This window comes from Cobetia sp. 1CM21F (assembly GCF_023161745.1).
GTDB classification, from domain to species: Bacteria; Pseudomonadota; Gammaproteobacteria; order Pseudomonadales; family Halomonadaceae; genus Cobetia; species Cobetia amphilecti.
Genome location: NZ_JALNTQ010000002.1, coordinates 387,982 through 414,186, shown reverse-complemented (window position 1 = coordinate 414,186; position 26,205 = coordinate 387,982). Strand labels below are relative to the sequence as shown.

22 protein-coding genes are annotated in these 26,205 nt (G+C 62.6%); 14 read left to right on the top strand and 8 right to left on the bottom strand.

The features are described 5' to 3' along the window. Window positions 1-56 precede the first annotated feature (56 nt). From MSG32_RS07415 to aldA, 3 genes are all read right to left on the bottom strand, one after another. Complete coding sequence (locus tag MSG32_RS07415) at window positions 57-1,691, bottom strand: GMC family oxidoreductase N-terminal domain-containing protein (RefSeq protein WP_248379012.1); 1,635 nt, start codon at window positions 1,689-1,691, stop codon at window positions 57-59. Next, complete coding sequence (locus MSG32_RS07410; RefSeq protein ID WP_248379011.1) at window positions 1,691-2,926, bottom strand: mandelate racemase/muconate lactonizing enzyme family protein; 1,236 nt, start codon at window positions 2,924-2,926, stop codon at window positions 1,691-1,693. Before MSG32_RS07410 ends, MSG32_RS07415 begins: the two co-directional genes overlap by 1 nt. 171 nt (window positions 2,927-3,097) lie before the next feature. After that, complete coding sequence (aldA, locus tag MSG32_RS07405; RefSeq protein ID WP_248379010.1) at window positions 3,098-4,522, bottom strand: aldehyde dehydrogenase; 1,425 nt, start codon at window positions 4,520-4,522, stop codon at window positions 3,098-3,100. Window positions 4,523-4,951: 429 nt separating this feature from the next. Here aldA and MSG32_RS07400 point away from each other — a divergent pair, with 429 nt between their 5' ends. The 8 genes from MSG32_RS07400 to MSG32_RS07365 all read left to right on the top strand — a co-directional run bounded on the left by MSG32_RS07400 (window position 4,952) and on the right by MSG32_RS07365 (window position 13,472). Beyond that, entirely contained in the window at window positions 4,952-5,161 is a 210-nt protein-coding gene (locus MSG32_RS07400; protein WP_248379009.1) for an antibiotic biosynthesis monooxygenase, read from the top strand. Between the two features lie 162 nt (window positions 5,162-5,323). Further along, window positions 5,324-6,037, top strand: coding sequence for a UTRA domain-containing protein (locus MSG32_RS07395; RefSeq protein ID WP_054555867.1), 714 nt, complete (start codon window positions 5,324-5,326; stop codon window positions 6,035-6,037). 145 nt (window positions 6,038-6,182) lie between these two features. After that, window positions 6,183-7,229: a putative 2-aminoethylphosphonate ABC transporter substrate-binding protein gene (locus MSG32_RS07390; RefSeq protein ID WP_248379008.1), complete on the top strand. Its 1,047-nt coding sequence runs from the start codon at window positions 6,183-6,185 to the stop codon at window positions 7,227-7,229. A gap of 62 nt (window positions 7,230-7,291) precedes the next feature. Beyond that, entirely contained in the window at window positions 7,292-8,515 is a 1,224-nt protein-coding gene (locus tag MSG32_RS07385) for a putative 2-aminoethylphosphonate ABC transporter ATP-binding protein (protein WP_248379007.1), read from the top strand. Then, window positions 8,512-10,203, top strand: coding sequence for a putative 2-aminoethylphosphonate ABC transporter permease subunit (locus MSG32_RS07380; RefSeq protein WP_054555869.1), 1,692 nt, complete (start codon window positions 8,512-8,514; stop codon window positions 10,201-10,203). Before MSG32_RS07385 ends, MSG32_RS07380 begins: the two co-directional genes overlap by 4 nt. Before the next feature lie 49 nt (window positions 10,204-10,252). Continuing rightward, a complete protein-coding gene (locus MSG32_RS07375; protein ID WP_248379006.1) occupies window positions 10,253-11,392 on the top strand; it encodes a 2-aminoethylphosphonate--pyruvate transaminase in 1,140 nt (379 codons plus the stop codon). 13 nt (window positions 11,393-11,405) lie between these two features. After that, entirely contained in the window at window positions 11,406-12,224 is an 819-nt protein-coding gene (gene phnX / locus MSG32_RS07370; RefSeq protein ID WP_248379005.1) for a phosphonoacetaldehyde hydrolase, read from the top strand. Between the two features lie 351 nt (window positions 12,225-12,575). After that, entirely contained in the window at window positions 12,576-13,472 is an 897-nt protein-coding gene (locus MSG32_RS07365; RefSeq protein WP_248379004.1) for a drug/metabolite transporter, read from the top strand. 117 nt (window positions 13,473-13,589) lie between these two features. On the opposite strand, the gene MSG32_RS07360 is transcribed toward MSG32_RS07365, so the two are convergent. Then, window positions 13,590-15,071 carry a mannitol dehydrogenase family protein gene (locus tag MSG32_RS07360; protein ID WP_248379003.1) on the bottom strand — a complete coding sequence of 494 codons (1,482 nt, stop codon included), beginning with the start codon at window positions 15,069-15,071 and terminating at the stop codon, window positions 13,590-13,592. Window positions 15,072-15,210: 139 nt separating this feature from the next. Then, a complete protein-coding gene (locus MSG32_RS07355; protein WP_248379002.1) occupies window positions 15,211-16,971 on the bottom strand; it encodes a hypothetical protein in 1,761 nt (586 codons plus the stop codon). A gap of 823 nt (window positions 16,972-17,794) precedes the next feature. Between MSG32_RS07355 and MSG32_RS07350 the strand changes: the two genes are divergently transcribed. The 6 genes from MSG32_RS07350 to MSG32_RS07325 all read left to right on the top strand — a co-directional run bounded on the left by MSG32_RS07350 (window position 17,795) and on the right by MSG32_RS07325 (window position 21,986). Next, entirely contained in the window at window positions 17,795-18,190 is a 396-nt protein-coding gene (locus tag MSG32_RS07350) for an RcnB family protein (RefSeq protein WP_043334027.1), read from the top strand. Between the two features lie 281 nt (window positions 18,191-18,471). Beyond that, window positions 18,472-19,566, top strand: coding sequence for an ADP-ribosylglycohydrolase family protein (locus MSG32_RS07345; protein ID WP_248379001.1), 1,095 nt, complete (start codon window positions 18,472-18,474; stop codon window positions 19,564-19,566). Between the two features lie 837 nt (window positions 19,567-20,403). Further along, complete coding sequence (locus MSG32_RS07340) at window positions 20,404-20,748, top strand: hypothetical protein (protein ID WP_043334022.1); 345 nt, start codon at window positions 20,404-20,406, stop codon at window positions 20,746-20,748. 66 nt (window positions 20,749-20,814) lie between these two features. Then, complete coding sequence (locus MSG32_RS07335) at window positions 20,815-21,153, top strand: hypothetical protein (RefSeq protein ID WP_248379000.1); 339 nt, start codon at window positions 20,815-20,817, stop codon at window positions 21,151-21,153. Window positions 21,154-21,222: 69 nt separating this feature from the next. Continuing rightward, window positions 21,223-21,561: a hypothetical protein gene (locus tag MSG32_RS07330; RefSeq protein WP_043332307.1), complete on the top strand. Its 339-nt coding sequence runs from the start codon at window positions 21,223-21,225 to the stop codon at window positions 21,559-21,561. A 77-nt stretch (window positions 21,562-21,638) separates the two neighbouring features. Beyond that, window positions 21,639-21,986 carry a hypothetical protein gene (locus tag MSG32_RS07325; protein ID WP_043332305.1) on the top strand — a complete coding sequence of 116 codons (348 nt, stop codon included), beginning with the start codon at window positions 21,639-21,641 and terminating at the stop codon, window positions 21,984-21,986. Between the two features lie 379 nt (window positions 21,987-22,365). Here the strand turns inward: MSG32_RS07325 and MSG32_RS07320 are convergent, their stop codons facing one another. Genes MSG32_RS07320 through MSG32_RS07310 form a run of 3 tightly spaced genes read right to left on the bottom strand, consistent with a single transcriptional unit; the run spans window position 22,366 to window position 26,205 of the window. After that, window positions 22,366-24,330: an ABC transporter ATP-binding protein gene (locus tag MSG32_RS07320; RefSeq protein ID WP_248378999.1), complete on the bottom strand. Its 1,965-nt coding sequence runs from the start codon at window positions 24,328-24,330 to the stop codon at window positions 22,366-22,368. A gap of 23 nt (window positions 24,331-24,353) precedes the next feature. Then, window positions 24,354-25,253 (bottom strand): ABC transporter permease, encoded by a 900-nt coding sequence (locus MSG32_RS07315; protein WP_248378998.1) that lies wholly within the window; start codon window positions 25,251-25,253, stop codon window positions 24,354-24,356. 7 nt (window positions 25,254-25,260) lie between these two features. After that, window positions 25,261-26,205, bottom strand: a complete 945-nt coding sequence (locus tag MSG32_RS07310) for an ABC transporter permease (protein WP_054555884.1) — start codon at window positions 26,203-26,205, stop codon at window positions 25,261-25,263.

The following is a 26,205-nucleotide window of genomic DNA, read 5'->3' as shown; positions in this document are numbered from 1 at the left end:
GGCCCATAGGGTACCAGACCCATGGGCCGTGCGCGGGATTGGTGGCTGACCTCGGCTCACTCGGCGTGATCGGCCAGCACCAGGTCCGCGCCTTTTTCCGCCACCATCATCACCGGCGCATTCAGGTTGCCGGAGGTGATATTGGGGAAGATGGCGGCATCGATGACGCGCAGCCCCGCCACACCATGCACCTTCAGCCGGCTGTCGACCACGGCGTTCGCCTTGTCCGGGCCCATCGCGCAGGAGCCGCACAGGTGGTAGATGGAGCCTCCCTGAGAGCGGAAGTACGCCAGCATGCTGTCCTCATCCTGGACCGTCTCGGCCGGGGCGACCTCGCACTCGGTGATGGCCTTGAGCGCGGGCGCGCCCATCAGCTTGCGCACCAGACGACTGCCCTGGATGACCTCATCAATGTCTTTCTGGGTGCTGAGGTAGTTGGGGCAGATGGTCGCCGCCGCCGCCGGGTCTGCCGAGGTCAGTGAAATGCTGCCACGGCTGGTCGGTCGACAGGAATTGAAGGCCAGCAGGAAGCCGGAATACGGCTCCGGCGTCAGCTTGGCCTTCGGGTCGTTGGGAATCTGGTAGGACATCGGATTGAAGTAGAGCTGGATGTTCGGCTCTGACTCCGCGTCGCTGCCGCGGAAGAATCCCCCGGCCTGATTGACGCTCATGCCCAGTGGCCCACTGCGATTGATAAGATACTGCAGTCCCGCCTTGGCCTGGCCCCAGAAGGATGCGAAGTCGTCATTCAGCGTGGTGCGATTGGCGCGGTAATAGTAGCTGGCACACAGATGGTCCTGCAGATTCTGCCCGACGGCCGGCAGGTCTACCTGCGTCTGGATACCATGCGTGGCCAGCGCCTCACGCTCGCCTATCCCCGAAAGCTGCAGCAGCTTCGGGGAGTCCACGGCGCCAGCGCAGAGAATGACCTCGCGCCGTGCTGACACCTCGATGACCTCGTCATCAAGCCGGTAGACGACACCCGTGGCGCGCTTGCCGCCGTTGGGCACCTCTTCCAGCGTCACGCGCTCCACCCGACAGATATGCTTGAGCGTGAGGTTGTCGCGTGACAGTGCCGGCTTCAGGTAGGCGGTGTTGCTGGAATCCCGCTGTCCCCTGCGGATGTTGGCCTCATAGATGCCAGCCCCCTCGAAGTGTTCGCCATTGAAATCATCATTGAGCGTGTAACCCAGCTCGCGGGCACCTTCCAGCCATGACTGGCAGATCGGGTGCGCGCCATGTTTCAGCGGCGTGATGCCGATCGGCCCCTGGCCGGAGCGATACTCGGTGTCGCCATCCGGGTGGCATTCAAGACGCTTGAAGTAGGGCAGTACCTCGCGATAGGACCAGCCGTCGTTGCCGGCGCGCGCCCAGTCATCGAAGTCCGAGGCCTGGCCCCGGACGTAGATCATCGCATTGATGGAGCCGGAGCCACCCTGCACCTTGCCGCGGGGGGTATAGATCTTGCGCCCCCCCATCGCGGCTTCTTCCTTGCTGTAATACATGTAGTTGTAGGTCGGGTTGTAGTAGGTCTTGGCGAACCCGACCGGCACCTTGATCCAGGGCGAGGTGTCCTTGCCGCCGGCCTCCAGCAGCAACACGCTGTGGCGTCCGCTGGCGCTGAGCCGGTTGGCGAGGATGCACCCCGCCGACCCGGCACCGACAATGATGAAATCGTATTGCATCGGCATTACGCCTCCGGCTTGCGCTTCCAGTCGGTGCTGGACTGTTCCTTCACGTCATAGGGACGCGGGTCCATGCTCAGGTGCAGGGTTCGGCCGGTGTAAGGCGAATTGGCCTTGACCACGTCCATGTCCAGCTCAACCCCCAGGCCCGGCTTGGTGGAGGGGATGATGTAGCCATCACGCCACTCGATCTTCTCCTTGAGCACATCGGCGTGGAAGCCATCCCAGGTACCGATGCTTTCCTGAATCAGGAAGTTGGGCGTGGCGGTCGCCAGCTGGATGCTGGCCGCGGCGCCGACCGGGCCGTTGTAGAGATGCGGGGCGATCTGGGCGTAATAGACTTCTGCCAGCGCCGCGATCTTCTTGCCTTCCAGAATGCCGCCGACGCGTCCCAGGTTCATCTGCAGGATGGAGGCCGCGTTGTTCTTGAGCACATCGTGGAATTCGTACTTGGTGGTCAGGCGCTCACCGGTCGCGACCGGGATGGAGGTGTGGTCTGCCACACGCGCCATGGCCTCGCTCTGTCCCGGCGGCACCGGCTCTTCCAGCCACAGCGGGTCATACGGCTCGAGATACTTGGCGAGACGAATGGCGGATGCCGGCGTCATCTGGCCGTGGGTGCCGAACAGCAGATCACAGCTGTTGCCGACCGCTTCGCGGATGCGGCGGCAGAAGGTGGCGCTCTTGTCCATGCCTTCCAGAGACAGCATCTGGCCGGAGTAGGTGGTGTAGGGGCCGGCCGGGTCGAACTTCAGCGCGGTGAAGCCCTTCTCGCGGTTTTCCAGTGCGCATTCGACAGCCAGCTCGACGTTGTCATAGTCGTAGTTGCCGCGTGCATCCTTGGGGTACAGGTAGGTGTAGGAGCGCAGCTTGTCGTGGACCTTGCCACCGATCAGCTCATAGACCGGCAGACCGGCCGCCTTGCCGACGATGTCCCAGCAGGCCATCTCGAGACCGCTGAGCACACCCATCATGGTGAGGTCAGGGCGTTGGGTGAAGCCACTGGAGAAGGCTTCGCGGTACAGACGTTCAATATGATGCGGGTTCTTGCCTTCCAGATAACGCGAGAAGACATCGGCGATCGCCTTGCTCATGACTTCCGGGTGGAAGGTGGCGGCATAGACTTCACCGACCCCTTCGATGCCGCAAGCGGTACGTAGCTGAACGAAGATCCAGTACATGCCGCCGACGTGGGGCGGCGGCGTGGCGACGATGTGTGTCTCGCAACTGACAACTTTCATGGTGGCAGGCCTTTCAGTGGTCACTGGCTAGCAGGAGATTGTGGATGCGCACTGCCTGGCATGCCGTCATTCGACGCCAACAGCGCGCTTCCGGAAAGAAATGGGGTAGGGCGTCAGCGCCTCCGGGAGAGGGTTCCCCGAAGGCGTGACAGCTAAAACGGAATGGCGTGATCAGTAGTTCATCACGACCAGACGGGTCTGGGTGTAGTCGAGCATGCCGTGCTTGCCATCATCACCGCCCAGGCCAGAGCGCTTCCAGCCGGCGTGGTAGCCCTGGTAGGGGTCCGCCGGGGTGCGGTTGATGTAGAGCTCGCCGGCTTCGATGTTGTTGGCGACCTTCATGGCAGTGCGATAGTTCTCGGTGAAGACCACGGAGGCCAGACCGAACTGGTGGTCATTGGCCAGTGCCAGCGCCTCATCCACATCGCTGTAGGTCAGCACCGGCAGTACCGGGCCGAAGATCTCTTCCTGCACGATCTCCATGTCCTGACGGCAACCGGTCAGCAGGGTCGGCGGGTAGAAGTGACCCGTGCCTTCGGGGATGTAGCCGCCGATTTCCAGAGTGGCGCCGTCATCGATGGCACGTTCCACCATCTGATGGATGTTGAGACGCGAATTCTCGTTGATCAGCGGCCCCATCAGGCTGGCATCTTCCAGACGGTTGCCGAACTTGACGCCTTCCATCTGCTGCTTCAGCTGGGCGACGAAATCGTCATAGACGGATTCGTGCACATAGACACGCTCGATGGCGGTACACAGCTGGCCACAGTTGGTGAGGGTAGAGGCCGCGATCTGTGCCGCTGCCTTGGCCAGGTCGGCATCCGGCTCGACGATGGCCGGTGACTTGCCGCCCAGTTCCAGTGAGGACTTGGCGATGTTGACCTGGGAATATTCCAGCACCTTGCGACCGGCGCCGACGCTACCGGTCAGGGTGATCATGCCCACCTTGGGGTGAGTGCAGACGGCTTCTGCGGTGCCGTGGTCCATCGCCAGGATGTTGACGATGCCTGCCGGAATGCCGGCATCCTGAATCGCCTTGGCGATCTCGAAGGCGGAGGTCGGGGTGTTGTTGCTCGGACGCACGACCACGGCATTGCCGGTGATCAGCGCCGGGGCGATCTTGCGCAGCAGGGTGAACACCGGGTAGTTGAACGGAATCAGGCAGGCCACGACGCCGATGGGCTCGCGCTGCAGCAGCAGGCTTTCATTGGGAGTGTCGCTGGGGACGATCTCGCCCTCGATACGACGTGCCCACTCGGCGTGGTAGCGCGTGATGTCGGCGGCGTAGACGGCTTCATTGGTGGCGTCTTCCAGGCTCTTGCCGGATTCATCTGCCAATGCCTGGCCGATGGCATCCTTGCGCGCCATCAGAGCCTCGGCAAGCTTGTGCATGTAGCCGGCACGCTCGGTGCTGGTCTTGGCACGCCAGTCCTTCTGAGCCTTGGCCGCAATGCTCACCGCTTCAAGCGCTTCGTCAGTGGTTGCTGCCTGCACCTGACCTACCAGTGCTTCGGTGGCCGGGTTGTAGACCGAAATCATCTCGCCCTGGGATGAGGCGACGAATTCGTTGTTGATGAAGTTCTTGTCAGTGCGCATGCATCACTCCTCCTGAATTTGGCCTACAGGCTATGAAGTGACGTCAAAGGTGTCAAACTGTTTTTCACATGTAGAAATAGATTTCCGTATATGGAATTTTTTGCAGGAGTTATGGGTGGGAGAGTACTGCTGGTGGGAATGGCGTGAAGATGATTTCGTACGCCATTGCCTACCCATGGCCATCAGTCTGGAAACAGGGAAATCAGCGTCCTGGCAGTGCGTTCAGCACCAACTGGTCAGCCTTGTTGCCGGGTACTCCAACGTTTCCGTGTTCAAGGTTTCATTGAAAGTCTTTCTCCGTGCCGCGGGTTTTTCAGCCAGGCAGCGAAAGATAGTGTCAGTCACTTCCCGAGACAGAGCTGCTGCCACGTGACGCAGCAGCTCTTGCCGTTGGGCCGATGACAACCACTGACTATAAGGGGCATCTCCATGCCCACCTTGATCGTGAAATTTGACGTCAAGCCCGAACAACTCGCTACCTTCAAGCAGGCCTTGGCTGACAACAAGCTGGGCTCAGCGGCTGAACCGGGGATGCTGGAAATGCGTTTCTTCGCGGCCAAGGATTCTCCCACCACCATCTTCGCCTGTGAGCTCAACCAGGCGGCTGTCATGAAATCCTGCAGCGTCAGCGGCACATAAGCTGGCAGGCCAGTGCGAGTCACGCGAATGTGATAGTTTCTGGAGCATCCAGCCGTTTGGCGGCGCAGAGTCCCGGGCATTTTCTTCGCCGGCGGGGCAAGTGGCGCCGTGCTATTACCCGGTAGTGGCAACCCTCTTCATCTTTTGTCAGGACTCCCCGTCATGAGTGATGCGTATTACCTCCACCTTACCGATCGCCTGCGCGAACAGCTGAAGGACCCTGATGCCTTTGAAGAGGGGCGTTTGCCTTCTGAACGAGTGCTGGCCGAGCGCTTCGATACCACGCGCGTGACGTTGCGTCAGGCGTTGGGGCAGCTGGAGGGGGAAGGGCGCATTCATCGCAGCAATCGCCGTGGGTGGTTCGTGTCGCCGCCGCGGCTGGATTACGACCCCACGCGTGACTCCGGCTTCAATGACTATGTGACGGCGCAGGGGCGGCGGCCACGCACGGAAGTGCTGCTGACCGATGTTCAGGCCTACCCACCGGCTGCGCAAGCGCTTGGCCTGGCCGCCCAGACACCGCTCTATCATATTCGCCGCCGGCGTTTCGTGGATGAGCGCGCCGTGCTCAGCGAGTCGATGTGGGTGGTGCCGGAGCGCGCCCCGGGACTGCTCGAGGAGGGCCAGTTCGGGGTGTCACTGTGGGCGGAGCTGCGCGGGCGCTACGGCCTGACGCTGGCCCACCGTGAGCTGCGCTTCTACTCCGAGTCGCTGGGGGAGCAGGCCGCTCGGGAGCTGGGGGTCGCCATGGGCAGCCCCGGTCTGACCGTGCGTCGCGCTACCTTCGATGAGCAGCATCGTCCCATCGGCTATGACGAAGAGCGCTGGCTGCACAATGCGCTGTGCATCACCGTCACGCTCAAGAACAAGCCCTGAGCCCGCGCTGCAGGGACACTATATGAGATAACACTGTTTCACCGGGCCTTCAACTGACTGTCACGGGGGTGTCATTCGGCCCGCTCATACTCTTGGTATATACCAGATGGCGAGAGCCATTCATTCCAAGCGTTGGAGAGTCCCGATGTCCTTCTTGCCCCGTTCCTTCCTCACCCGTTCCTTGCTGGCCAGTGCCGTTGGTCTGGTCGTTTCCCTCAATGCCCAGGCGGCCACCGAGCTCACCGTCTATACCGCGGTGGAGTCCGATGATCTGCAGAAATATGCCGAGCGCTTCCAGCAGGCGCATCCGGATATCGACATCAAATGGGTGCGCGACTCCACGGGCGTGATCACCGCACGATTGCTGGCCGAGAAGGACAACCCGCAGGCGGATGTGGTGTGGGGCCTGGCCGCGACCAGCCTGCTGGTGCTCGAGAAGGAAGGCATGCTGTCGCGTTATGCCCCCAAGGGAGTCGAGGCGCTGGATACCAAGTTCGTCGACCCCGCCTACCGTGATGGCCAGGACCCGTCCTGGGTCGGGATGGACGCCTGGGTCGCCTCGCTCTGCTACAACACCGTCGAAGGTGAGCGACTGGGAGTGCCCAAGCCGACGTCCTGGGAAGACCTCACGCGTCCCGAGTTCAAGGGCCACGTGATCATGCCCAACCCGAGTTCTTCCGGTACTGGCTATCTGGATGTCGCCAGCTGGTTGCAGCTGTGGGGTGACGACGGCGGCTGGGATTACATGGACCGCCTGCACGACAACATTGCCCGCTACACCCACTCAGGCTCCGCGCCCTGCAATCTGGCCGGTTCCGGCGAGGCCGTGGTCGGTGTGTCCTTCGCCTTCCGAGGCGCGCGCCTCAAGGCACAGGGTGCACCGGTGGACCTGGTCTTCCCCGAGGAAGGGCTGGGCTGGGACATGGAAGCCGCGGCGATCATGAAGGGCACCGACAAGCGTGAGGCGGCGCAGACACTGATGGATTGGGCAGTGTCCAAGCCGGCCAATGAACTCTACAACGAAGGCTATGCGGTCGTGGCCTATCCGGGGGTGGCCAAGCCGATCGAGCATTATCCGGCCAATATCACCGAGATGATGATCGAGGCTGACTTTGCCAAGGCGGCCAACCAGCGGGATGAAGTGCTCGCCGAATGGCAGCGCCGTTACGACGGCAAGTCCGACAGTCAGTAAGTCACGCCCAGCCACCTTCGTCATTGCCCCGGCGCCTTGCGCCGGGGTCGGGAGTTTCTCGCATGTCTCTTGTGACCGCACCCCCGCGTCATCACGCCTCGCGTCAAGCGCCGCCAGCGACTGCCGGCGCCTCGCCTCGCGCGGTATCCGCCCCTGCAGCCCGGGCGCCTGCGCGTGACGCAGCGCCTCAGGCACTCACCACGCGTTCTGCGTCGTCAGACAGCATCCACCTCAAGATCAGCGGCCTCACCAAGCGCTATGGCCAGTTCACGGCCCTGAGCGAGATCGATCTCGCGATCCGCGAAGGCGAGTTCGTGTGCTTCCTCGGCCCCTCCGGCTGTGGCAAGACCACCTTGCTGCGCGCCATCGCCGGGCTTGCGCCGCAGAGCGAAGGCACCATCCACCAGCGCGGCCAGGACATCTCGCGTCTGCCGCCCCAGGCGCGCGACTTCGGCATCGTCTTCCAGTCCTATGCGCTGTTCCCCAATCTCACCGTGTTCGACAACGTGGCCTATGGGCTGCGCAATCGGCGCGATGCGCGTGACGCGATGCGCCGGCGCGTGACGGAGCTGCTCACCCTGGTGGACCTGGCCGGCAGTGAAGGCAAGTATCCGGCGGCCCTGTCCGGGGGCCAGCAGCAACGCGTGGCACTGGCGCGGGCGCTGGCGACCGAGCCGGGGCTGCTGTTGCTCGATGAGCCGCTTTCAGCGCTGGATGCGCGCGTACGTCTGCATCTGCGCAGTCAGATCAAGGCGCTGCAGGCACGGCTGGGCGTCACCACCATCATGGTGACCCACGACCAGGAAGAGGCCCTGGCCATGGCGGACCGCATCGTGGTGATGAACCATGGTGTGATCGAGCAGATCGGCACCCCCGCCGAGATCTACCGTCAGCCGGCGAGCGCCTTCGTGGCCGAATTCATCGGCAGCATGAACTTCCTGCAATGCTGTCCCGAGAACGCCAGTACCCTGCGTCTGGGTCAGCAGCGTCTGGAATGCGCGGCGCATGATCTTGAGGGGCTGGATCAGGCGCGTCTGGCCATTCGCCCGGAGGCCGTCTCGCTGTGCGCAGTGGGTGAGGGGTTGTCGGCGCAAGTGGAGCACGTCGAGTTTCTCGGCGCCTTCCTGCGTATCACTCTGACGCTTGAGGGCTGTGGGCAGACACTGTCGGCGGATGTGGCGCTCAAGGACAGCGAGTCACTGGGCGTGCGGGTCGGTGCCCAGGTGGGGGTGCGTCTGCCCTCCGAGGCGATCCGCCTGTATCCGCTGGTGGAGGCGCAGGCATGATGGCGCGCGCATTGCCCTTGTCGGGTCGGCTATCAGGCGAGTCCGGCTTGCGTCTGTTGATGTTGCTGCTGGCCCTGGCGCTGCTGGTCATCGGGCTGCTGTTGCCGCTGGCCACCATGCTGATCAAGAGCGTGCAGGACCGCAGTGGCGACTTCGTCGGCCTGGCCAACTTCGCGCGCTATGTGCAGACGCCGGCGCTGGTCGGCTCGATCATCAATTCCGTCAGCATCGCGTTGATCAGTACCCTGACGGTGGTGAGTCTGGCCTTCCTGTGCGCGTACGGCATCACCCGTACCTGCATGCCGGGCAAGCGCGTCTTCCGCATGCTGTCCATCCTGCCGCTACTGGCACCGTCACTGCTGCCAGCCATCAGTCTGGTGTATCTGTTCGGCAATCAGGGCTGGTTCAAGGATGTGCTGCTGGGGGAGAGCATCTACGGCCCCATCGGCATCGTGATGGGCATGACCTTCTGGATCTTCCCGCATGCGCTGATGATCATGATGACGGCGCTCAGCAACAGCGATGCCCGTCTCTATGAAGCCGCGGATGCGCTGGGAACGCCCAAATGGCGCAGCTTTCTGACCATCACCTTGCCGGGCGCGCGCTACGGCATCATCTCCTGTGCCTTCGTGGCCTTCACGCTGGCGATCACCGATTTCGGCGTGCCGAAGATCATCGGCGGGCAGTTCAGTGTGCTGGCCACCGATGTCTATCGTCAGGTGGTGGGGCAGCAGAACTTCCAGATGGGCGCGGTGGTCAGCGTCATCCTGCTGTTGCCGGCCTTGCTGTCCTTCGCGGTGGACCGCTGGATCCAGCGCCGTCAGGTCGCGCAGCTCTCGGCGCGCGCCGTGCCCTGGCAGCCGACGCCAAGCCCGCTGCGTGACTGGGTCTTCGCGCTGCTCTGCTATGGCGTGGCCGCCGCGATTCTGGCCGTGATCGGCACCGCCATCTATGCCTCGCTCGTGCAGTTCTGGCCCTACAACCTGAGCCTGACCCTGGATCACTACGCCTTCAAGGCGCTGGCGGGTGGTGGCTGGGACGCGTGGCTCAACTCGCTGACGCTGGCCTTCTGGGTCACCTTGATCGGCACGCTGGTCATCTTCTTCAACGCCTGGCTGACCGAGAAGAGTCAGGGCTATCGCCCGCTGCGCCAGGGGCTGCACTTCATGGCGATGATGCCGATGGCCGTGCCGGGCATGGTGTTGGGTCTGTCCTACATCTTCTACTTCAACCAGGCCGACAATCCGCTGAACTGGATCTATGGCACCTTCGCGATTCTGGTGCTCAACACCCTGGTGCATTTCTATACCGTCTGCCATCTGACCTCGGTGACCGCGCTCAAGCAGCTCGATGGGGAATTCGAGGCGGTCGGAGCCTCACTCAAGGTGCCGTTCTGGAAGACCTTCTGCCGCATCACCTTGCCGGTGTCTCTGCCGTCAGTGCTGGATATCTCGGCCTATCTGTTCATGAACGCGATGACGACCGTCTCGGCAGTGGTATTTCTCTACAACAGCGATACCCGACTGGCCTCCATCGCGGTGATGCATCTCGACGAAGCCGGGCACTTCGCCAGCGCGGCCGCCATGGCAGTGCTGATCTTCTTCACCTGTCTGGGCGTCAAGCTGCTGCATGCGGTGGTCAGTCATCTGCTGTTGACCCGTGCCCAACGCTGGCGACAGGCGACTTGATTACGCCGTTGGCCGTCTTTTTTTTGTGCAAATTAACTGGTATATACCAATGAGCATTCAACATCCGTACCTGCTGACTCCCGGTCCCTTGACCACCAGTGAGAGCGTCAAGGCCGCCATGATGAAGGACTGGGGCTCCTGGGATCAGGACTTCAACACCAAGACCGCCGAGATCTGCCAGCAGTTGCTCCGCTGTGCCAATGCCAGTGAGCACCATGAGTGCGTGCCGATGCAGGGCAGCGGTACCTTCGCGGTCGAGGCGGCGCTGGGCAGTCTGATCGAGCCGACGAGTACGACGCTGGTGCTGGTCAATGGCGCCTATGGCAAGCGGCTGGTCAGTCTGCTGACCCGCATGGGGCGTGACTGCGACGTGCTGGCATGGGGCGATGCCGAGGCGCCGTGTGCCAAGGCCGTAGCCGACAGACTCGCGGCAAGGCCCGAGATCGGCCATGTTGCCATGATTCATTGCGAGACAAGCTCCGGGATGCTCAATCCGGTGGCGGACATCGCCGAGGTGGTGGCGGCACACGGTCGTGAGCTGATCCTCGATTCGATGAGTGGCTTCGGGGCGCTGGAGATCGATGCGCAACGTACCCCATTTCTGGCGCTGATCTCCTCGGCCAACAAATGCTTCGAAGGGGTGCCGGGGTTCGGCTTCGTGATCGCTCGGCGTGATGCGCTGCAGGCGGCACAGGGGCGTAGTCACTCGCTGTCGCTGGACCTGCACGATCAATGGCAGTACCTCAAACGCACCGGCCAATGGCGTTATACCCCGCCGACTCACGTGGTGGCGGCGTTCCACCAGGCGCTGAAGGAACACGCCGAGGAGGGCGGCGTCGCGGGCCGCCACGCCCGGTATCGCGCCAACATGCAGCGACTGGTGGCAGGCATGCGTCAGCGCGGCTTCACGACCCTGCTCGACGATGACTGGCTGTCGCCCATCATCACCACCTTCCTGAGCCCGGCACACCCGGACTTCGACTTTTCACGTTTCTACGCTGAGCTCAAGGCACGTGGCTTCATCATCTACCCGGGCAAGCTCACCGACGTGGAGAGCTTCCGCATCGGTAGCATCGGGCAGCTGGATGTCCGCGTGATGGATCAACTTCTGGCCGCCGTGGATGACGCGCTGGCCACCCTGGGTGTCGACGATGCCCGCCCGTGCGCTGACGCTGTCGCACTCAACTGACTGGAGTACTGTCATGCAATATCACACCCCGGATCGTCTGCAGGCTGCCATCTTCGATTGGGCCGGCACCCTGGTGGATTTCGGCTCCTTCGCGCCGACCCAGATCTTCGTCGAGGCCTTCGCGGAAATCGGCGTGGCCATCAGTCTGGAAGAGGCGCGCGGCCCGATGGGCATGGGCAAATGGGAACACATCCGCACCCTGTGTGATGACCCTGCGATCGCGGCCCGATTCGAGGCGGCCCGTGGCCACGCCCCCAGTGATGCCGATGTCACGGCGCTTTATGAGCGCTTCATGCCGCTGCAGATCGACAAGATCGGGGCGCACTCCGCACTGATTCCCGGCGCGCTCGAGGTCATCAACGGGTTGCGCGACAAGGGCATCAAGATCGGCTCCTGCTCCGGCTACCCCCGCGAGGTGCTCGAGCAGGTGGTCGCACGGGGCAAGGGCAATGGGCTGGTGGTGGATCATGTCGTGGCCACCGATGAGGTGCCCAAGGGGCGGCCCTCTCCGGCGCAGTCTCTGGCCAATGTCATCGCGCTGGGCATCACTGACGTGGCGGCCTGCGTGAAGGTGGATGACACGGCGCCGGGGCTGCTGGAAGGTCGCAGTGCCGGCATGTGGACGGTCGCGTTGACCTGCTCCGGCAACGCCATGGGGCTGGATCACGCGGCGTTCATGGCCCTGTCAGAGGCAGAGCTCAATGAAAGGCGCAGCGCCATCGAAGCCCAGTTCGCGCCGTCCGGGCCGCACTTCATGATCGACACCATCGCGCAGCTGCCCGAGGTGATCGCCGAGATCGAGGCGCGTCTGGCGCGTGGCGAGCGCCCCTGACAGCCTGGTGACGGGGCGGCGACGCCAGGCCTGACGCTGCACCGCCTGTCACCTCGCTCGCCCACCTTGATCTACCATTTCCCCACCCCTTCACTCCACCCCTTCAGGCGCCAGCCTCGGGTCCTTGCTCAAGGCCTTGAGGCTGGCGTCTTCTCGCAAAAGGTAAGGACATATGCTCATTGGCGATTGCCGCCTGGTTGCCCTGAAAGCCCGTAATTTCCACATGTCTGTCCGCATGCCCGTCTCCATGCACGGGCAAGCTCACTCTCAAGCCCAATTTCATGTTCAGGCCCAATCTCATGTTCAAGCTCAAGCTCAAGTTCAAGCCCACACGATTGCCGTGAGCGCCTCTTGAGCCCACTGGCGCTGGGACTCATCCTGATCTCGGTCTGTCTGCATGCCGGCTGGAATCTGCTCGGCAAGGGGCGGGCGCCGTCGCTGGCCTTCTTCATGCTGGCCATGGCCAGTGGTGCGCTGATCTTTGCGCCGCTGCTGGGGCTGGGGCCGTCGTTTGCCGTGCTGCCCGGTGAATTCTGGGGCTGGCTGGTGGCCACCGGACTCTGTCAGGTGCTCTACATGGGCGGACTTGCCTGGGCCTATGCGCGCGGCGAGGTCAGTGTGCTGTATCCCATCGCGCGGGCCTTGCCGGTGGTGCTGGTGCCGCTGGTGTCACTGAGTCTGCTGGGCAGTCAGGCGCTCACGGCGTTGGATCTTGTCGGCATGGGGCTGATCGTGATCGGCGCGTTGGTGCTGCCCTTGAGCAGTCCGCAGGGCCTGCGCCCCTCGACCTACCTGACCCCGGCACTGGGGTTCGCGCTGCTGGCAGCAGTCGGCACCACCGGCTATTCGCTGATCGACAAGCAGGCGCTGGATATCATGGTGAGTGTCGGTTACTCGCCCACCTCGGCGGGCGCTGTCTTTCTGGTGTTGCAGGCCATCATGACCGTCGCCTGGGGCGCGCTGCTGGTGATGTTGCTGCCGGCAGAGCGTCGCCGTCTGCCCGCGCTATGGCGGGGTGAGCGGGGCAGCATGGTGTTGACCGGCGTGATGGTGATGGCGACCTACGGGCTGGTGCTGGTTGCCATGACGCTGACGGCGGAGGTCAGCCTCGTCGTGGCGATGCGTCAACTGTCGATCCCGCTGGGCGTGATGCTCGGGGTGCTCTGGTTGCGCGAGCGAGCGGCCATCGCCAAGTGGATCGGCATCGTCATCATGCTGGCGGGACTGTGGACCGTTGCGCTGGTGTGAGGAAAGGCGTGGCATGAGGCACAAAAAAAGCGAGACAGGCGGCTGCCTATCTCGCTTTTGTCTTTCTGCGGGCGCTGGCGGGGCATCACGTTGTCGTGAACCCCTTCACCGCCATGCTTACTTGGCGTCTGCCACCAGCATTTCCAGCGTGGCGCGCGCGCCGTTGTCGTGCAGGCTCTTCAGCGCTGCCAGGTAGGCGTCGCGGAAGCGCGGCTGATCGACCAGATCACCGAACAGTTCACGGTTGTCCAGGAAGGCAGTCGGCTCTTCGCGCTGACGGCTGGCACGCTCCATCAGCTCGTCCTTCAGCGGGTCGACCACGTCGATGGTCTCGCCTTGCTCATCCACGCCTTCTGCATAACGTGCCCAGCTGGCCACGACGGCTGCGGTACGACGCAGTTCGCCGTCGGTCTTGAGCTGTGCGTGTGCCACCGGGATCAGGAACTTCGGAATGCGGTCGGAGGTCTCGGCGCACAGACGCGCGAGGGTGTCCTTGACTTCCGGGTTGGCGAAACGCTCGATCAGCGTGCGGCAATGGGCGTCGAGATCGATACCCGGCAGCTGGGCCAGCGTCGGGCGAGCTTCCTCGTTCATGTAGCCGAGCAGGAAGTCGACGATCAGCGGGTCGTTGCAGGCTTCATGCGCGTAGCGATAGCCGGCCAGGTAGCCGAAGTAGCACAGCGCCTGGTGACCGGCGTTGAGCAGACGCAGCTTCATCAGCTCATAGGGCTCGACATCTTCCACCGGCTGCACGCCGGCATCTTCAAAGGCCGGGCGGCCATTGGCGAAGTGGTCTTCCAGCACCCACTGGGTGAAGGGCTCGCAGACCACCGGCCAGGCGTCTTCCACGCCGAAACGTGAGGACAGCTCTTCGATGTCAGCCGGCGTGGTCACCGGCGTGATGCGGTCGACCATGGAGTTGGGGAAGGGCACTTCGGCTTCGATCCATGCCGCCAGTTCTGCATCACGTGCACGCGCGTAGGCAGTGAACATCTTGTGAGCGACGTTGCCGTTGCCTTCGATGTTGTCACAGGACATCACGGTGAACGGGGCGACGCCACGCTCGCGACGACGTGCCAGGGCTTCGGTGATCAGGCCGAAGCTGGTCTTGGCTTCCCCCGGGTTGGCCAAGTCGTGCTGGACGTCGGCATTCTCGAGATTGAATTCGCCGGTGACCGGGTGGAAGTTGTAGCCCCCTTCGGTGACGGTCAGCGAGACGATGCGGATCGCCGGGTCAGCCATCAGCTCGATGACGGCCTCCGGAGAATCCGGGGCAAAGCGGTAATCGATGATGGAGCCCACCACGCGCGGCTCATAGTTGCCGTCCGGGTGCTTGAGTACCACGGTGTAGAGGTGGTCCTGCGAGGCCAGGGCTTCCTGCATGCGGCGATCACCCGGCATCACGCCGACGCCGACGATGCCCCAGTCCAGCGCCTTGCCCTGATTCATCAGCTCGTCGAGGTACATGGCCTGGTGCGCACGATGGAAACCGCCCACGCCGAAGTGGACGATACCGGCGCTGACTGCAGTGCGATCATAGTTCGGAGTGGCTACCTTGGCGTCCAGCTGAGTCAGACTGGCATTGGAGAGACGGGTCATGGGAGGTCTCCTGCCGCGTGTCGCGGTCGAGTCGAGATGGGTAAAGAAAGGGTAGGTCGTAACGGCCAGCGGCGAAGGTCACCCGTGTGATTCAGGCTTCCTTCGCCGCTGGCATGGCAGGGGGCTAGCCCCTGCCGACTCAGCTAGCGGTGGCCGCTTGCTTCGGGGACTGCTTGTTGAACAGCGCCTTGCTGCGCTGCAGCTCCCAGTACGCGAAGATGAAGTAGATGATCGTCGACCAGATGGTCACGTCATAGAACATCTCACGATTCGCTTCATAGCTGGCCAGGTCCGGGCTGCCGAACAGTACGCGCAGCGCGAGGACCATCGGCACCGCCAGGCCCAGCACCATCCAGACGGCCTTGATGGCCTTGGTCAGACCCGAAGTGTCCTTGACCGGTGCGTGGTTGGTGGTCTCGGCCTGCTTGGCGTGCAGGGCTTCGACACGCTCCTGGAATTCCCGCTCGGCCGCTTCGGCTTTCGGGTAGGAGTCGGCTGCACCGGCAGATCTGGCCATCAGGGTGTAGAGGATGATGGAGACGAACCAGGTCGGCAGGAACAGGTAGTAGAACGGGATCACGTCGACCATCTCGAGGCCAAAGCCGAAGATCAGTGACAGCGCCCAGGTCGCCAGTGCCGGCGTGTTGTGCTTCACGCCCTTGTAGCGCGCCCAGTAACGGCTGAAGCCGAGTTTCGGGAACAGGTGATGCTCAGCGAAGATGATCCCGCCGACCGGTACCAGCACCAGACCCGCATAGGTCAGCAGCGGCAGCATGCTGCGATAGACGAACGGGAAGCAGCTGAGCACGGCAACGCAGATACCCACGGCCAGCGTCGCCTTGTTGCGCGACAGGTTCGGCATCGCCGACTGGGCGGCAAGGCCCGCGCGGTACAGGTTGGCATTGGCGGTGGTCCAGCCTGCGACGACCACGATCACGAAGCCAGCGGCGCCAAGAGCGTGCAACGCCACTTCGCCCGGTTCCAGCACATCGATGCTGATACCGGCGACGGCAGCGGTGGCCGCGCCCATCAGGCCGGCGGAGATCCAGGCGACATAGTGGCCGAACATCATGCCGGTGCTGGTCGCAAGGCCGGAGCGCATGCGCTTGGCATAGCGCAGCAGCGCCATGTCGATCAGACCGAAGTGGGAGAAGGTGTTGGCCGCCCAGGAGAAGCCGATGACTTCCCAGATGCCGATGCCCGCTTCGCCCTGGGAGTTGATCCCGGTGAAGACGGTACTGCCGGCGACATCAATGAAACTCGAGAAACTGTTCAGGCTGGTTTCACCGGTGACGGACTCTGCCAGTTCCGGCAGCAGAACCATGCCGCCGACGGTGAACATCAGCATCAGCCACGGGGCACAGATGCTGGCGAATTCGGTCAGGGCGTTGAAGCCATAGACCGCGACCAGTACCACGATGGCCGCCACGGCCAGTGCCAGCAGGATGAACTCGAAGCTGGTGGGGTAGGCCTGGGTCTGGGCCGGAATGTCGAACAGCAGCCTGACCGCCGTGGCGGAAACGGTGATCATGGCCGCCGATATGGCGGTGAATATGACCACGTTTGCCCAGTTGTAGAGCCGTGACATCGAATCACCGGCAATACGGTGAAGATAGGTGAAGAGGCTCAGACGGGTCTCGATCGCGATTGGCGTCGTGATCAACCAGAAGCTGAGCACTGCGAGGCCATTACCGATCAGCAGGCCCAGCAGGATATCCCAGATACCGGCGCCGAGCGCCACGAAGGTGGCACCGATGACGAACTCGGTCGCGGCAACGTGCTCGGCGGCATAGAGACCGGCAAAGTGCGGCCACCGGTGCAGTTTATGACGTGGCACCGGCAGTAGCTCATCGTCCATATGGGCGATCTGCCGATCCAAATCTGGCGCAGTACTGGCCATGATTGGCTCCTGTTTTTTTACGGCTTGTCTTGCTGCTCCTACCCGAGATGTCACGCAGCCGCCTTGGCGATCCTGTCGGCGATGACGAGGGTAGATCGTCTATTATCGATCAAATGACTCAGGTGTGGTGCAAATGATCGGTGAATGGTCATCAAAACGCAAAGCCCGCGTGCTTGAACTTTGGGCTATGACCTCGAGTGATCATGACTATGGAAGTCAGGAAGGCGCTGAAGGCCGCATGAAATCTGGGATTGCGCGGGGGTGTCTCGATTCAATGACACGATTCAGCAGAATGAATTTTTCCGTTCTCACACCCCGTTCGGCGCCTGAAGCATTGTGTCCTGGCTAAAACGGCCAACGATCCAGGGCCAGATATCTCACAATTCTGAGGGTGGTCTTGCACCGATGTGGTGCGATCGGCGTACCCGGCATCGTCGCTTTCTTGCCATGCCTCAGCAGTCTCCTGATCGAGGCTCGAGGCCCGGGAGTCGAAAGGGGAAAAGGGATAACGGGAAGGTAAGCGGGGAGGGCAGCGGAGAGGGCAGCGGAGAGGGCAGCGAAAGTCGGGTCGCTGCGAGAGAGCACTATAGAGAGCGCTATAGAGGTGGCGACATATAAAGGTGGGTGTTGGTCAGTGGCGACATCGGTTTCGGCACAATGCGACGGAAAGTGCATGAAATAACGACAAAGAACGAGAAAAATGAGACATCTTGCGGCGTTCCCCAGTTCTCGCTAAGGTTGCGCAACACTGTTTCCTAACCAGGAAGCCCCAACATGACTCCCGGCGCTTGATTGGCGACGGGGCAAGGCGAGGAGGCCAGCCATGCGAACGCGCACACTGACCATTCTGATGATGATATTCACGCTGCTGGGAGCCCCGCTGGCTCAGGCAGGACCGCACGATAGAGGCCATGGGCATCATGACCGTGGGCATGGCCACCATGACCGCGGCCATCACGGCAAACAGCACAAGAAGCACCACAAGCAGCAGCGCCACCATGAACGCCGCCGTCATGAGGCGCGGCGCCATCACCAGTGGCGCCGTGGCGACCACCTGCCGCGTCATTACTACTCCGACAGCCGCTACTGGGTGAAGGACTGGCACCATCGTCACCTCTCAAAACCGCCGCGCGGGCATCGTTGGCTGAACATCGATGGGCGCTATGTGCTGGCGGCGGTGGCGGGTGGCGCGATCACGGCCATCATTCTCAATCGCTGATAAAGCAGTCAGCACACCGCGGGAAGTCACACCTGCATGAAGAAGAACGGCCGCCCCTGGGCGGCCGTTCTTGTATGAGGGTCTCTATCGTCGGGCTTGTCATCGGCGTTGTCATCGGTGCTGCCAACCTCACGCCTGCCGCTACTGAGCGCCCATCCAGTTCTGCCTGATTATGCGCACCATAGGTTGAGCCTGCTTTTCAGCAAATGCGCAGATGCTGATAGCGTAAGGCGTATTGAGGGTGGCTGACGCCACCTGAAGGTCACGCAGGGGAGAGGCGCATGATGCTTGAGATGACATCGCGGTTTCGTGGTTGCCTGTTGGGTGGTGCGGTGGGCGACGCCCTGGGGGCGGCGGTGGAATTCCTGTCGCACGAGGAGATCCAGGCGCGCTTCGGCAGTGATGGAATAGCCGACTATGCACCGGCCTATGGTGGGCTGGGGCGGATTACCGATGATACGCAGATGACGCTGTTTACTGCCGAGGGCCTGCTGCGCAGCCATGTGCGTGGCTGCTTGAGAGGCATCACGACGCAAAGTGGTCTGGTCAGCAGCGCCTACGAGCGCTGGCTTTACACCCAGGGCGAACGCTCGCGGAAGGGGGCCGAGCAGGAATGGCTGGACAGTGGCTGGCTGATCAAGCAACGCGAGCTCCATTCGCGGCGCGCCCCGGGCATGACGTGTCTGTCCGCGCTCAAGCAGATGCGTGCCTACGGTGACAGGGCGCAAAACGACAGCAAGGGCTGTGGTGGGGTGATGCGTATGGCACCTGTCGGCTTGTTCGCACATGCGATGGGAGCCTCCCATGAGATGTGCTTCGAACTCGGAGAAGAGGTCTGTGCGCTGACCCATGGGCACGTGACCGGGCAGCTGACCGGCGGCGTGTTGGCGGTGATGATCCAGTGTCTGGTGGCAGGGGATTCGATGGCACAGGCACTCGCGCATGCTCTGTGTATTCTCGAGCGCAAGCCGGGCTGTGATGACACCCTGCAAGCCCTGGAACAAGCCTGTGCCCTGGCCGAGTCCGAGACGTCGGCACCGGCCGCAGTGGTATTGCTGGGGCTGGGGTGGATCGCGGAAGAAGCCTTGGCAATCGCTGTCTACTGCGCGCTCACTGCTCGGAATTTCCGCACTGCAATTCAGCTCGCGGTCAATCACGACGGGGATTCGGATTCCACCGGGGCCATCACGGGCAATCTGCTCGGGGCGCAATGGGGCGAGGAGGCGATACCGAGTGACTGGCTGGCGCCCCTTGAACTTCGTGATGTGATCGGCGAGATCGCCAAAGACCTGCACGACTGCCCCCGCTGGGAGCTCTATACCGAGGGTGGTGGCAAGGATGAAAAGTGGGCCTGGGAGAAATACCCGGGTTATTGAGGCGCGGTGCAGCAGCATGAAAAAACGCGGAGCCATCTTCCAATGGCTCCGCGTTTTCGTGTCTGGACAACAGTTTTCATCGCCCGTTGCGATGCAAGGGGAGCGCAGAAGCGCAGGGAGTGCTTGAAACAGGTGACTTGAGAGGGCGTCCACGGGCTTCGTAAGCGGTTGATAATACTATGCTTATTACCAAAGTCGTAGATGAGTGTCTGTCCAGCTGGTCAGGTGAGTGACGCATTGGTTCGTGATTGGAATCAATGCTGTTCCAGTGGAGGGATATCTCGCGTGGCGGGTTTCGTCCACAATGCGCTCATTCCACATTGCACGAAACGGCAGTCTGGATTCGGTCGATGGCTGGCGCCTGTCAAGACGCCTTCCACTTTTTTGAAGATGGCATGCATCCAACCCGTTGGCGCAATCGTAAGACTCTACAAGCACAACGGTGAGGGTTTCAGCAGGGTAGAAAGACATACTGCTGACGTATGCCTTCCTCATGATCGCGACCAAAGTTGAAGTGTCAGGCAGCGGTACCGGAGCAGACCTGAGTGACTGATCGACATTCGATCACTGGCGACATGCACCTTCATGGTTGTACAGAAGTGATGCAAAAAGCTTGCAAGGGTTTTGCGTGGTGAGGGACTTCACCACTTACGGGTACCGAGGCAATGACAAGGCATCGCAATCTGGTTCTTTGATGGAAACAGTGAGCTGCCAGCGACACGGCTAGTGTGATAGCGCAATAATCATTAGTCTGTTAACAAGTTAGACGGGTGCAGCCGAGACTGCACACGACATCACAAGGGCAACATCGCCCAGGACAAGCAAAGGAAAATCATCATGAAAACTCTGAACCTCAAGACTCTGATCGCCGCCGCCGCTCTCGCTACCGTGAGCACTGCCTCCTTCGCAGCGGATGACAGCCCGGCCGCACAGCGTGTTCAGCAGTCCGTCAGCCAGGACGTCGTCGTCGGCACTGCCCAGCAGGCACCGACTGCCCAGGCCACCTTCGCCGATACCGGCATGAGCGTTGCCGCAGGTCGTGTCGAGACTGCCCTCAATCAGTCCGCCATCGAAGGCAAGGGTGTTGCCACCGTCAGCCGCGAGCAGGCCTTCGACAATGACGCCGGCAAGAGTGTCGCTGCTACCCGCGTTCAGCACGCTCTGAGCGACAGCAACGTCTGAGCCATTCAGCCGTCTTGCCCGGGCACTCACGCCCACTGACCACTTTGTTCATCGAGGAGATTCATCATGAAAACCATCAAGACTCTGATCGCCGCCGCCGCTCTCGCTACCGTCAGCACCGCCACCTTCGCCGCGGATGACAGCCCGGCCGCCCAGCGTGTCCAGCAGTCCATCAGCCAGGACATCGTCGTCGGCACCGCTCAGTCAGCCGCTACCCAGCAAGCCAGCTTCGCGGAAACCGGCATGAGCGTCGCGGCAGGTCGCATTCAGCAGTCCATCAGTGCCGATCGCATCCATGGTCAGTCGCACACCGTGGCCACTGCCAGCCAGGCATTCGATAACGATGCCGGCAAGAGTGTCGCAGCGACTCGCGTCCAGCATGCCCTGAACGACAGCAACGTCTGAACCATCGTCAAGCCTGACCTGGATTGCCGGGTCTGATCATCGCTTTGCTTTTTATCGAGGAGATACACCATGAACACTCTCAAGACTCTGATCGCCGCTGCCGCACTCGCCACCGTCAGCACTGCATCCTTCGCCGCCGACGATAGCCCGGCTGCCAAGCGCGTTCAGCACAACGTCAGTGACAGCGTCATCCATGGCTCTGCCCAGCAAGCTCCGACCGCCCAGGCGACCTTCGCGGAAACCGGCATGAGCACCGCTGCTGGCCGTTTCCAGGTGGCATCCGGTGACGACGAGATCCGTGGCCACGATCGCTCCATCCATCTGCAGGAATTCGATGTCGCCAATGATTCCGGCGATAGCGTTGCCGGCACCCGTGTTCGTCACGCCGTGAGCGACGTCAACGTCTGAGACGCCCGACGTCTGCGTCAGGCGCTTGCAGGCCAGGTGTCTGCACTGACATGACCTTTTTCGACAGGAGAACCCCCATGCAATCCCTCAAGTCTCTATTTGCCATTGCCGCATTGTCCGTTGCCGCCACTGGCGTGGCCTCTGCCAATGACAGCGAAGCCGATGCCCGTGTCCGTGCCACCCTCAGTGATCGCGTGATCATGGGCCAGGCACAGCCGGTGACTCAGCAAGCCGCACTGCATCACGATGACGCCGTGGAAACCGGCATGAGTGTCGCTGCCAGCCGCGTCCAGAAGTCCATCAGCAACGCCGGCATCCAGGGCACCACCCGTGCACTGGCGAGCGATTCGGCTGATTACGTCAACGATGCCGGCAAGAGTGTCTCTGCTACACGCGTCGAGCATGCCTTGAACGAAAGCGCATGATCTCTCGTCGGCGGATGAACATCCTCCGACTCTGCAAGACAGCCAAGGATGCCGATATGCCATCGACTTGCCCCTGTCAGTTGCTGAATGGACCCACTGACCATCGTGTCGCGTCATGATGGTCAGTGTCCCAGAGAAGAATACGTGAGAGAGAAGAACGCTTGAGCAAGTGTTTTGGCTGAGTGGAAGCCAGTGTGGAAATGCGCACTCGTCGTCAACTGCAGAGCCCTTGCTCAAACGCTTTCCTGTCCTGAATGTCCTGTCCCGACATTCCCTGCCCGCCATTGGTGGGCTTTTTTCGTTGCATGAAGGTAATCAGCAGCGATGATCCGCAGCTGGGACAGGCAGCCGAGAGAGGCAGTCGGGACAGAAAGCCGGGTCATGCCGCGACCAGCTTGGCCTCCATCAGGGTTTGCACATAGGGCGGCAGGTCCCCTGTGGCGAGGCTTGCGACATCTCCCAAGTGCTCGGTGCGGCCATTGCGCAGCACCAGTACGCGGTCCGCGAAATGACTGACCAGCCCCAGGTCATGGGTGACGAAGACCAGGCTCAGGCCGCGCTCACGCTTGAGGCGTTGCAGCAGACGAATGATGGCCGCCTGTACCGAGACATCCAGCGCCGAGGTGATCTCGTCACACAGCAGGATGTCGGGCTCGGCGGCCAGCGCGCGGGCGATGGCGACGCGCTGCTGCTCGCCCCCCGACAGCTGGCTGGGCAGACGGTCGAGATAGAGCGCGGGCAGGCGAACTTCTTCCAGCAGCGACTGGGCACGCTGGCGGGCGCCATCCCCCTTGAGATCGAACCAGCGAGACAGCACCGGTGCGAGGGATTCGAACACGGTCAGACGAGGATTCAGTGCCGTGCTGGCATGCTGGAAGATGTACTGGATCTTCTGACGCTGCACCGGACGCCGCTCGGCGACCAATCCCGCCAAGGACTCCTGACGCAGACTGAGTTGTCCGGAGACGGGGGAGAGCAGGCCGGCCAGCGCCTTGAGGATCGAGGTCTTGCCGCTGCCGGATTCGCCGATCAAGGCCAGCGTCTCGCCTTGCTGGAGCGAGAATGCCACATCGCTGACGGTGAGCGCCGGCGTTTCACCGCGCAGGCGCGCCAGCCAGCCGGGCATGCGATAGCACAGGTTCAGCGACTCCACGGCCAGCAGCGGCGCGACGTCCAGCGACGTGGCTGACTGCGAGTCGTTCTTTACGCGATCCGCCCGCTCATCGGTCGATGCGTTACTTTCCGCACTTTTCGCACTTTCTCCGCTCTCCGCATGCGCTCTGCCCACTGATTCATGACCTTCCAGCGCATGATGACAGGCGTAGCGACCTTGCCAGCTCGGCACGCTGTCACGGCACGTCTCACTGGCGCGCGGACAGCGCGGTGCGAAGGCACAGCCCTTGATGGTGCTTCCCACCAGGGGCGGCGTGCCTTCCAGCGCGGCGTCAGGTCGATAGCACTGACTGCCCGGCGTCGCGGCCAGCAGCGCGTGACCATAGGGGTGGCGCGGGCCATTCAGGAAGTCGCGAGTCGCGGCGACCTCCACCAGTTGACCGGCGTACATCACCGCGACGCGGTCACACAGGTGAGATACCGCGCCCAGATCATGACTGACGAAGACGATGCTCATGCCCAGCTCAGCGCGCAGCGAGGCCAACAGCGCCAGAATCTCATTCTGGGTGCTGGCATCCAGTCCGGTGGTCGGCTCATCCATCACCAGCACTCGTGGGCGTTGCGCCAGGGCCAGCGCCAGACTGGCGCGTTGCTGCTGTCCGCCGGAAAGCTGGTGCGGATAGCGCTGCATCAGCACTTCGGGGTGAGGGAGATGGACGCGTCGCAGCCATGCCACGGCCTGCTGTTCGCGTGCCGCCTTGCCTTTCACGCCCTGTGACAACAGCGTCTCGCACAGCAGACTGCCGAGCGTGAGGTGGGGCGTCATCGCCTTTTCGGCATGCTGGGACACCAGCCCGAGCCTGAGTTCGCCCAGCCAGCGCCCCGGTTGATGATGAAAGCTCAGCTGTTGGTGCTCGTCGTGAAGAGGGGCATGACTCGTAGAAGTAGAAGTAGAGGCAGTGGCAGAAGTAGAGGCAGGAGTGGAGCCAGAGGAGGGCGCAGGTAAGGCGATACTCACCTCGCCAGTGCGCATCAGGCTGCCCCGACGCAACAGGCCCAGCATGGCCGTGGCCAAGGTGCTCTTGCCGCTGCCGGACTCGCCCACCAGACCCAGAATCTCGCCCTGGCCCAGGCTCAGGTCGATACCGCGCAGCACGGGTCGCCAGGTCTGCTGGCGATCATGAAAGCCGATGTTGAGATCGCGAACGCGGATCACGGCGTTGTCCGTCATGGCGTCACCTTTGGAGTTCGGAATCATTCGGGGCGCCCCGCACGGTCGATGCCCAGTGTCTTGGCCAGGGTGTCGGCGACCAGATTGATGGCGATGATCAGGCTGGAGAGCGCCACGATGGGCGGCAGCACGGCCCAGGGCGCAAACGACATGAAGCCGCGGCCATCGGCGACCATCAGCCCCCAGTCCGGGGTTGGTGGGGAGACGCCGAAACCGAGAAACGACAGCGAGCTGAAGGCCAGCAATGCCCAGGACCAGCGCATCGCCAGCTCGACGAGGATGGTGTCGAGCACGTTGGGTTTGATCTCGCGCCACAGCAGGCGCATCAGGCTGTCGCCGCGCAGTCGTGCGGCCTGTATATAGTCAAGACACAGCACTTCGCGGCACGCCGTGACCATCACGCGCACCACCGCCACGCCATAGAAGATGCCCAGAGTCAGGATGAAGACCAGCGGGCCGGGGCCCATCACGCCGATGACCAGCAGCAGGAACAGTAGCCAGGGAATCGACAGCAGGGCGTCCACCAGACGCATGGCGATGTTCTCGACTCGCCCGCCGATGATGGCCAGCAGCATGCCGCAGGCGCTGCCCCATACCACGGCCAGCACGGCGGCCGGAAGAGAGGTGTAGATGGCCTCGCGGCCCCCGGCCAGGGTGCGGCTGAGGACATCGCGGCCGAGCTGGTCGGTGCCCAGCCAATGTTCGGCACTGGGGGGCAGCAGTGAGGCGAGGCTGTCGCCCGCGGAGATGTCATGGGGCGCCAGCCAGCGGCCAGCGACGGCCAGCAGAAGATGCAGGCCGATCAGCACCAGGCCCAGGCGGCCCTGGCGATTGGCCCACAGCAGCGCCAGGGTGTGTTGACCCGGCAGGCTGGCCATGGCTAGTCGCGGGCCGCGCGCGGTCGTCGAGGAAGAAGCGTTCATGAGTGACTCAGGCTGTCTTGAGTTTGGGATTGAGCACGATGACCAGCATGTCGGCGACCAGATTGCACAGCACATAGGTGACGGAGAGCACCAGCGCGCAGGCCTGCACCACCGGCATGTCGCGGTCATTGATGGCCGAGATCATCAGGCGCCCCAGCCCCGGATAGTTGAATACCTGTTCGACGATCACCACGCCGCCCAGCAGCCAGGCGATGGTCATGGCGGCCAGACTGATGGTCGGCAGCAGGGCGGCCGGCGCCAGATGACGGATCACCAGACGCCAGCGCGGCAGCTGGCGGATACGCGCCATGTTCATGAAGTCGCTGTCCATCACGCTGATGGTGTTGGAGCGGGTCATGCGCATCATGTGTGCCATGGCCACCAACGCCAGCGTGATGGCGGGCAGCCAGACACCGGGTAGCAGGTTCCACAGGCTCTCGTTGGCGCCGGCCACGGTGATGGCAGGGAACCACGGCAGCCAGATGGCGAAGGCCAGGGTCAGCAGGGTGGCGCTGATGAATTCCGGCACCGTCATGGCGATCAGCACCAGGCTGGAGAGGCTGGAGTCGATCCAGCTGTCGCGCTTGAGCGCCGCGATCAGCCCCAGCAGGATGGCCAGCGGGATGGCCATCACGGTCGCGATGCCGCCCAGCAGCAAGGTGTTGGCCAGACGTGGCATCAAGGTATCGCTGACCGGTGCGCGACTGGTCAGCGAGGTGCCGAAATCACCACTCAGCAACTGCCCCCACCAGCTGACGAAGCGCGTCGTCACCGGCGTGTCCAACCCAAGTTCGGCGCGACATTGGGCGAGATTGATCGGTGTCATGCTGCGTCCCAGATAGTTGACGCAGAAGTCGCCCGGCAGCATCTCGATCACCCAGAACACCACGCAGGCCACGAAGACCAGCGTGAAGCCGCCATACAGGCAGCGCTGCAACAGCATTGCCCACAT

Coding starts and splice junctions, on each gene's coding strand:
- MSG32_RS07415 (WP_248379012.1), bottom strand. CDS start 1,691: ATGCCGATGCAATACGATTTCATCATTGTCGGTGCCGGGTCGGCGGGG.
- MSG32_RS07410 (WP_248379011.1), bottom strand. CDS start 2,926: ATGAAAGTTGTCAGTTGCGAGACACACATCGTCGCCACGCCGCCGCCC.
- aldA (WP_248379010.1), bottom strand. CDS start 4,522: ATGCGCACTGACAAGAACTTCATCAACAACGAATTCGTCGCCTCATCC.
- MSG32_RS07400 (WP_248379009.1), top strand. CDS start 4,952: ATGCCCACCTTGATCGTGAAATTTGACGTCAAGCCCGAACAACTCGCT.
- MSG32_RS07395 (WP_054555867.1), top strand. CDS start 5,324: ATGAGTGATGCGTATTACCTCCACCTTACCGATCGCCTGCGCGAACAG.
- MSG32_RS07390 (WP_248379008.1), top strand. CDS start 6,183: ATGTCCTTCTTGCCCCGTTCCTTCCTCACCCGTTCCTTGCTGGCCAGT.
- MSG32_RS07385 (WP_248379007.1), top strand. CDS start 7,292: ATGTCTCTTGTGACCGCACCCCCGCGTCATCACGCCTCGCGTCAAGCG.
- MSG32_RS07380 (WP_054555869.1), top strand. CDS start 8,512: ATGATGGCGCGCGCATTGCCCTTGTCGGGTCGGCTATCAGGCGAGTCC.
- MSG32_RS07375 (WP_248379006.1), top strand. CDS start 10,253: ATGAGCATTCAACATCCGTACCTGCTGACTCCCGGTCCCTTGACCACC.
- phnX (WP_248379005.1), top strand. CDS start 11,406: ATGCAATATCACACCCCGGATCGTCTGCAGGCTGCCATCTTCGATTGG.
- MSG32_RS07360 (WP_248379003.1), bottom strand. CDS start 15,071: ATGACCCGTCTCTCCAATGCCAGTCTGACTCAGCTGGACGCCAAGGTA.
- MSG32_RS07355 (WP_248379002.1), bottom strand. CDS start 16,971: ATGGCCAGTACTGCGCCAGATTTGGATCGGCAGATCGCCCATATGGAC.
- MSG32_RS07350 (WP_043334027.1), top strand. CDS start 17,795: ATGCGAACGCGCACACTGACCATTCTGATGATGATATTCACGCTGCTG.
- MSG32_RS07345 (WP_248379001.1), top strand. CDS start 18,472: ATGATGCTTGAGATGACATCGCGGTTTCGTGGTTGCCTGTTGGGTGGT.
- MSG32_RS07340 (WP_043334022.1), top strand. CDS start 20,404: ATGAAAACTCTGAACCTCAAGACTCTGATCGCCGCCGCCGCTCTCGCT.
- MSG32_RS07335 (WP_248379000.1), top strand. CDS start 20,815: ATGAAAACCATCAAGACTCTGATCGCCGCCGCCGCTCTCGCTACCGTC.
- MSG32_RS07330 (WP_043332307.1), top strand. CDS start 21,223: ATGAACACTCTCAAGACTCTGATCGCCGCTGCCGCACTCGCCACCGTC.
- MSG32_RS07325 (WP_043332305.1), top strand. CDS start 21,639: ATGCAATCCCTCAAGTCTCTATTTGCCATTGCCGCATTGTCCGTTGCC.
- MSG32_RS07320 (WP_248378999.1), bottom strand. CDS start 24,330: ATGACGGACAACGCCGTGATCCGCGTTCGCGATCTCAACATCGGCTTT.
- MSG32_RS07315 (WP_248378998.1), bottom strand. CDS start 25,253: ATGAACGCTTCTTCCTCGACGACCGCGCGCGGCCCGCGACTAGCCATG.
- MSG32_RS07310 (WP_054555884.1), bottom strand. CDS start 26,205: ATGTGGGCAATGCTGTTGCAGCGCTGCCTGTATGGCGGCTTCACGCTG.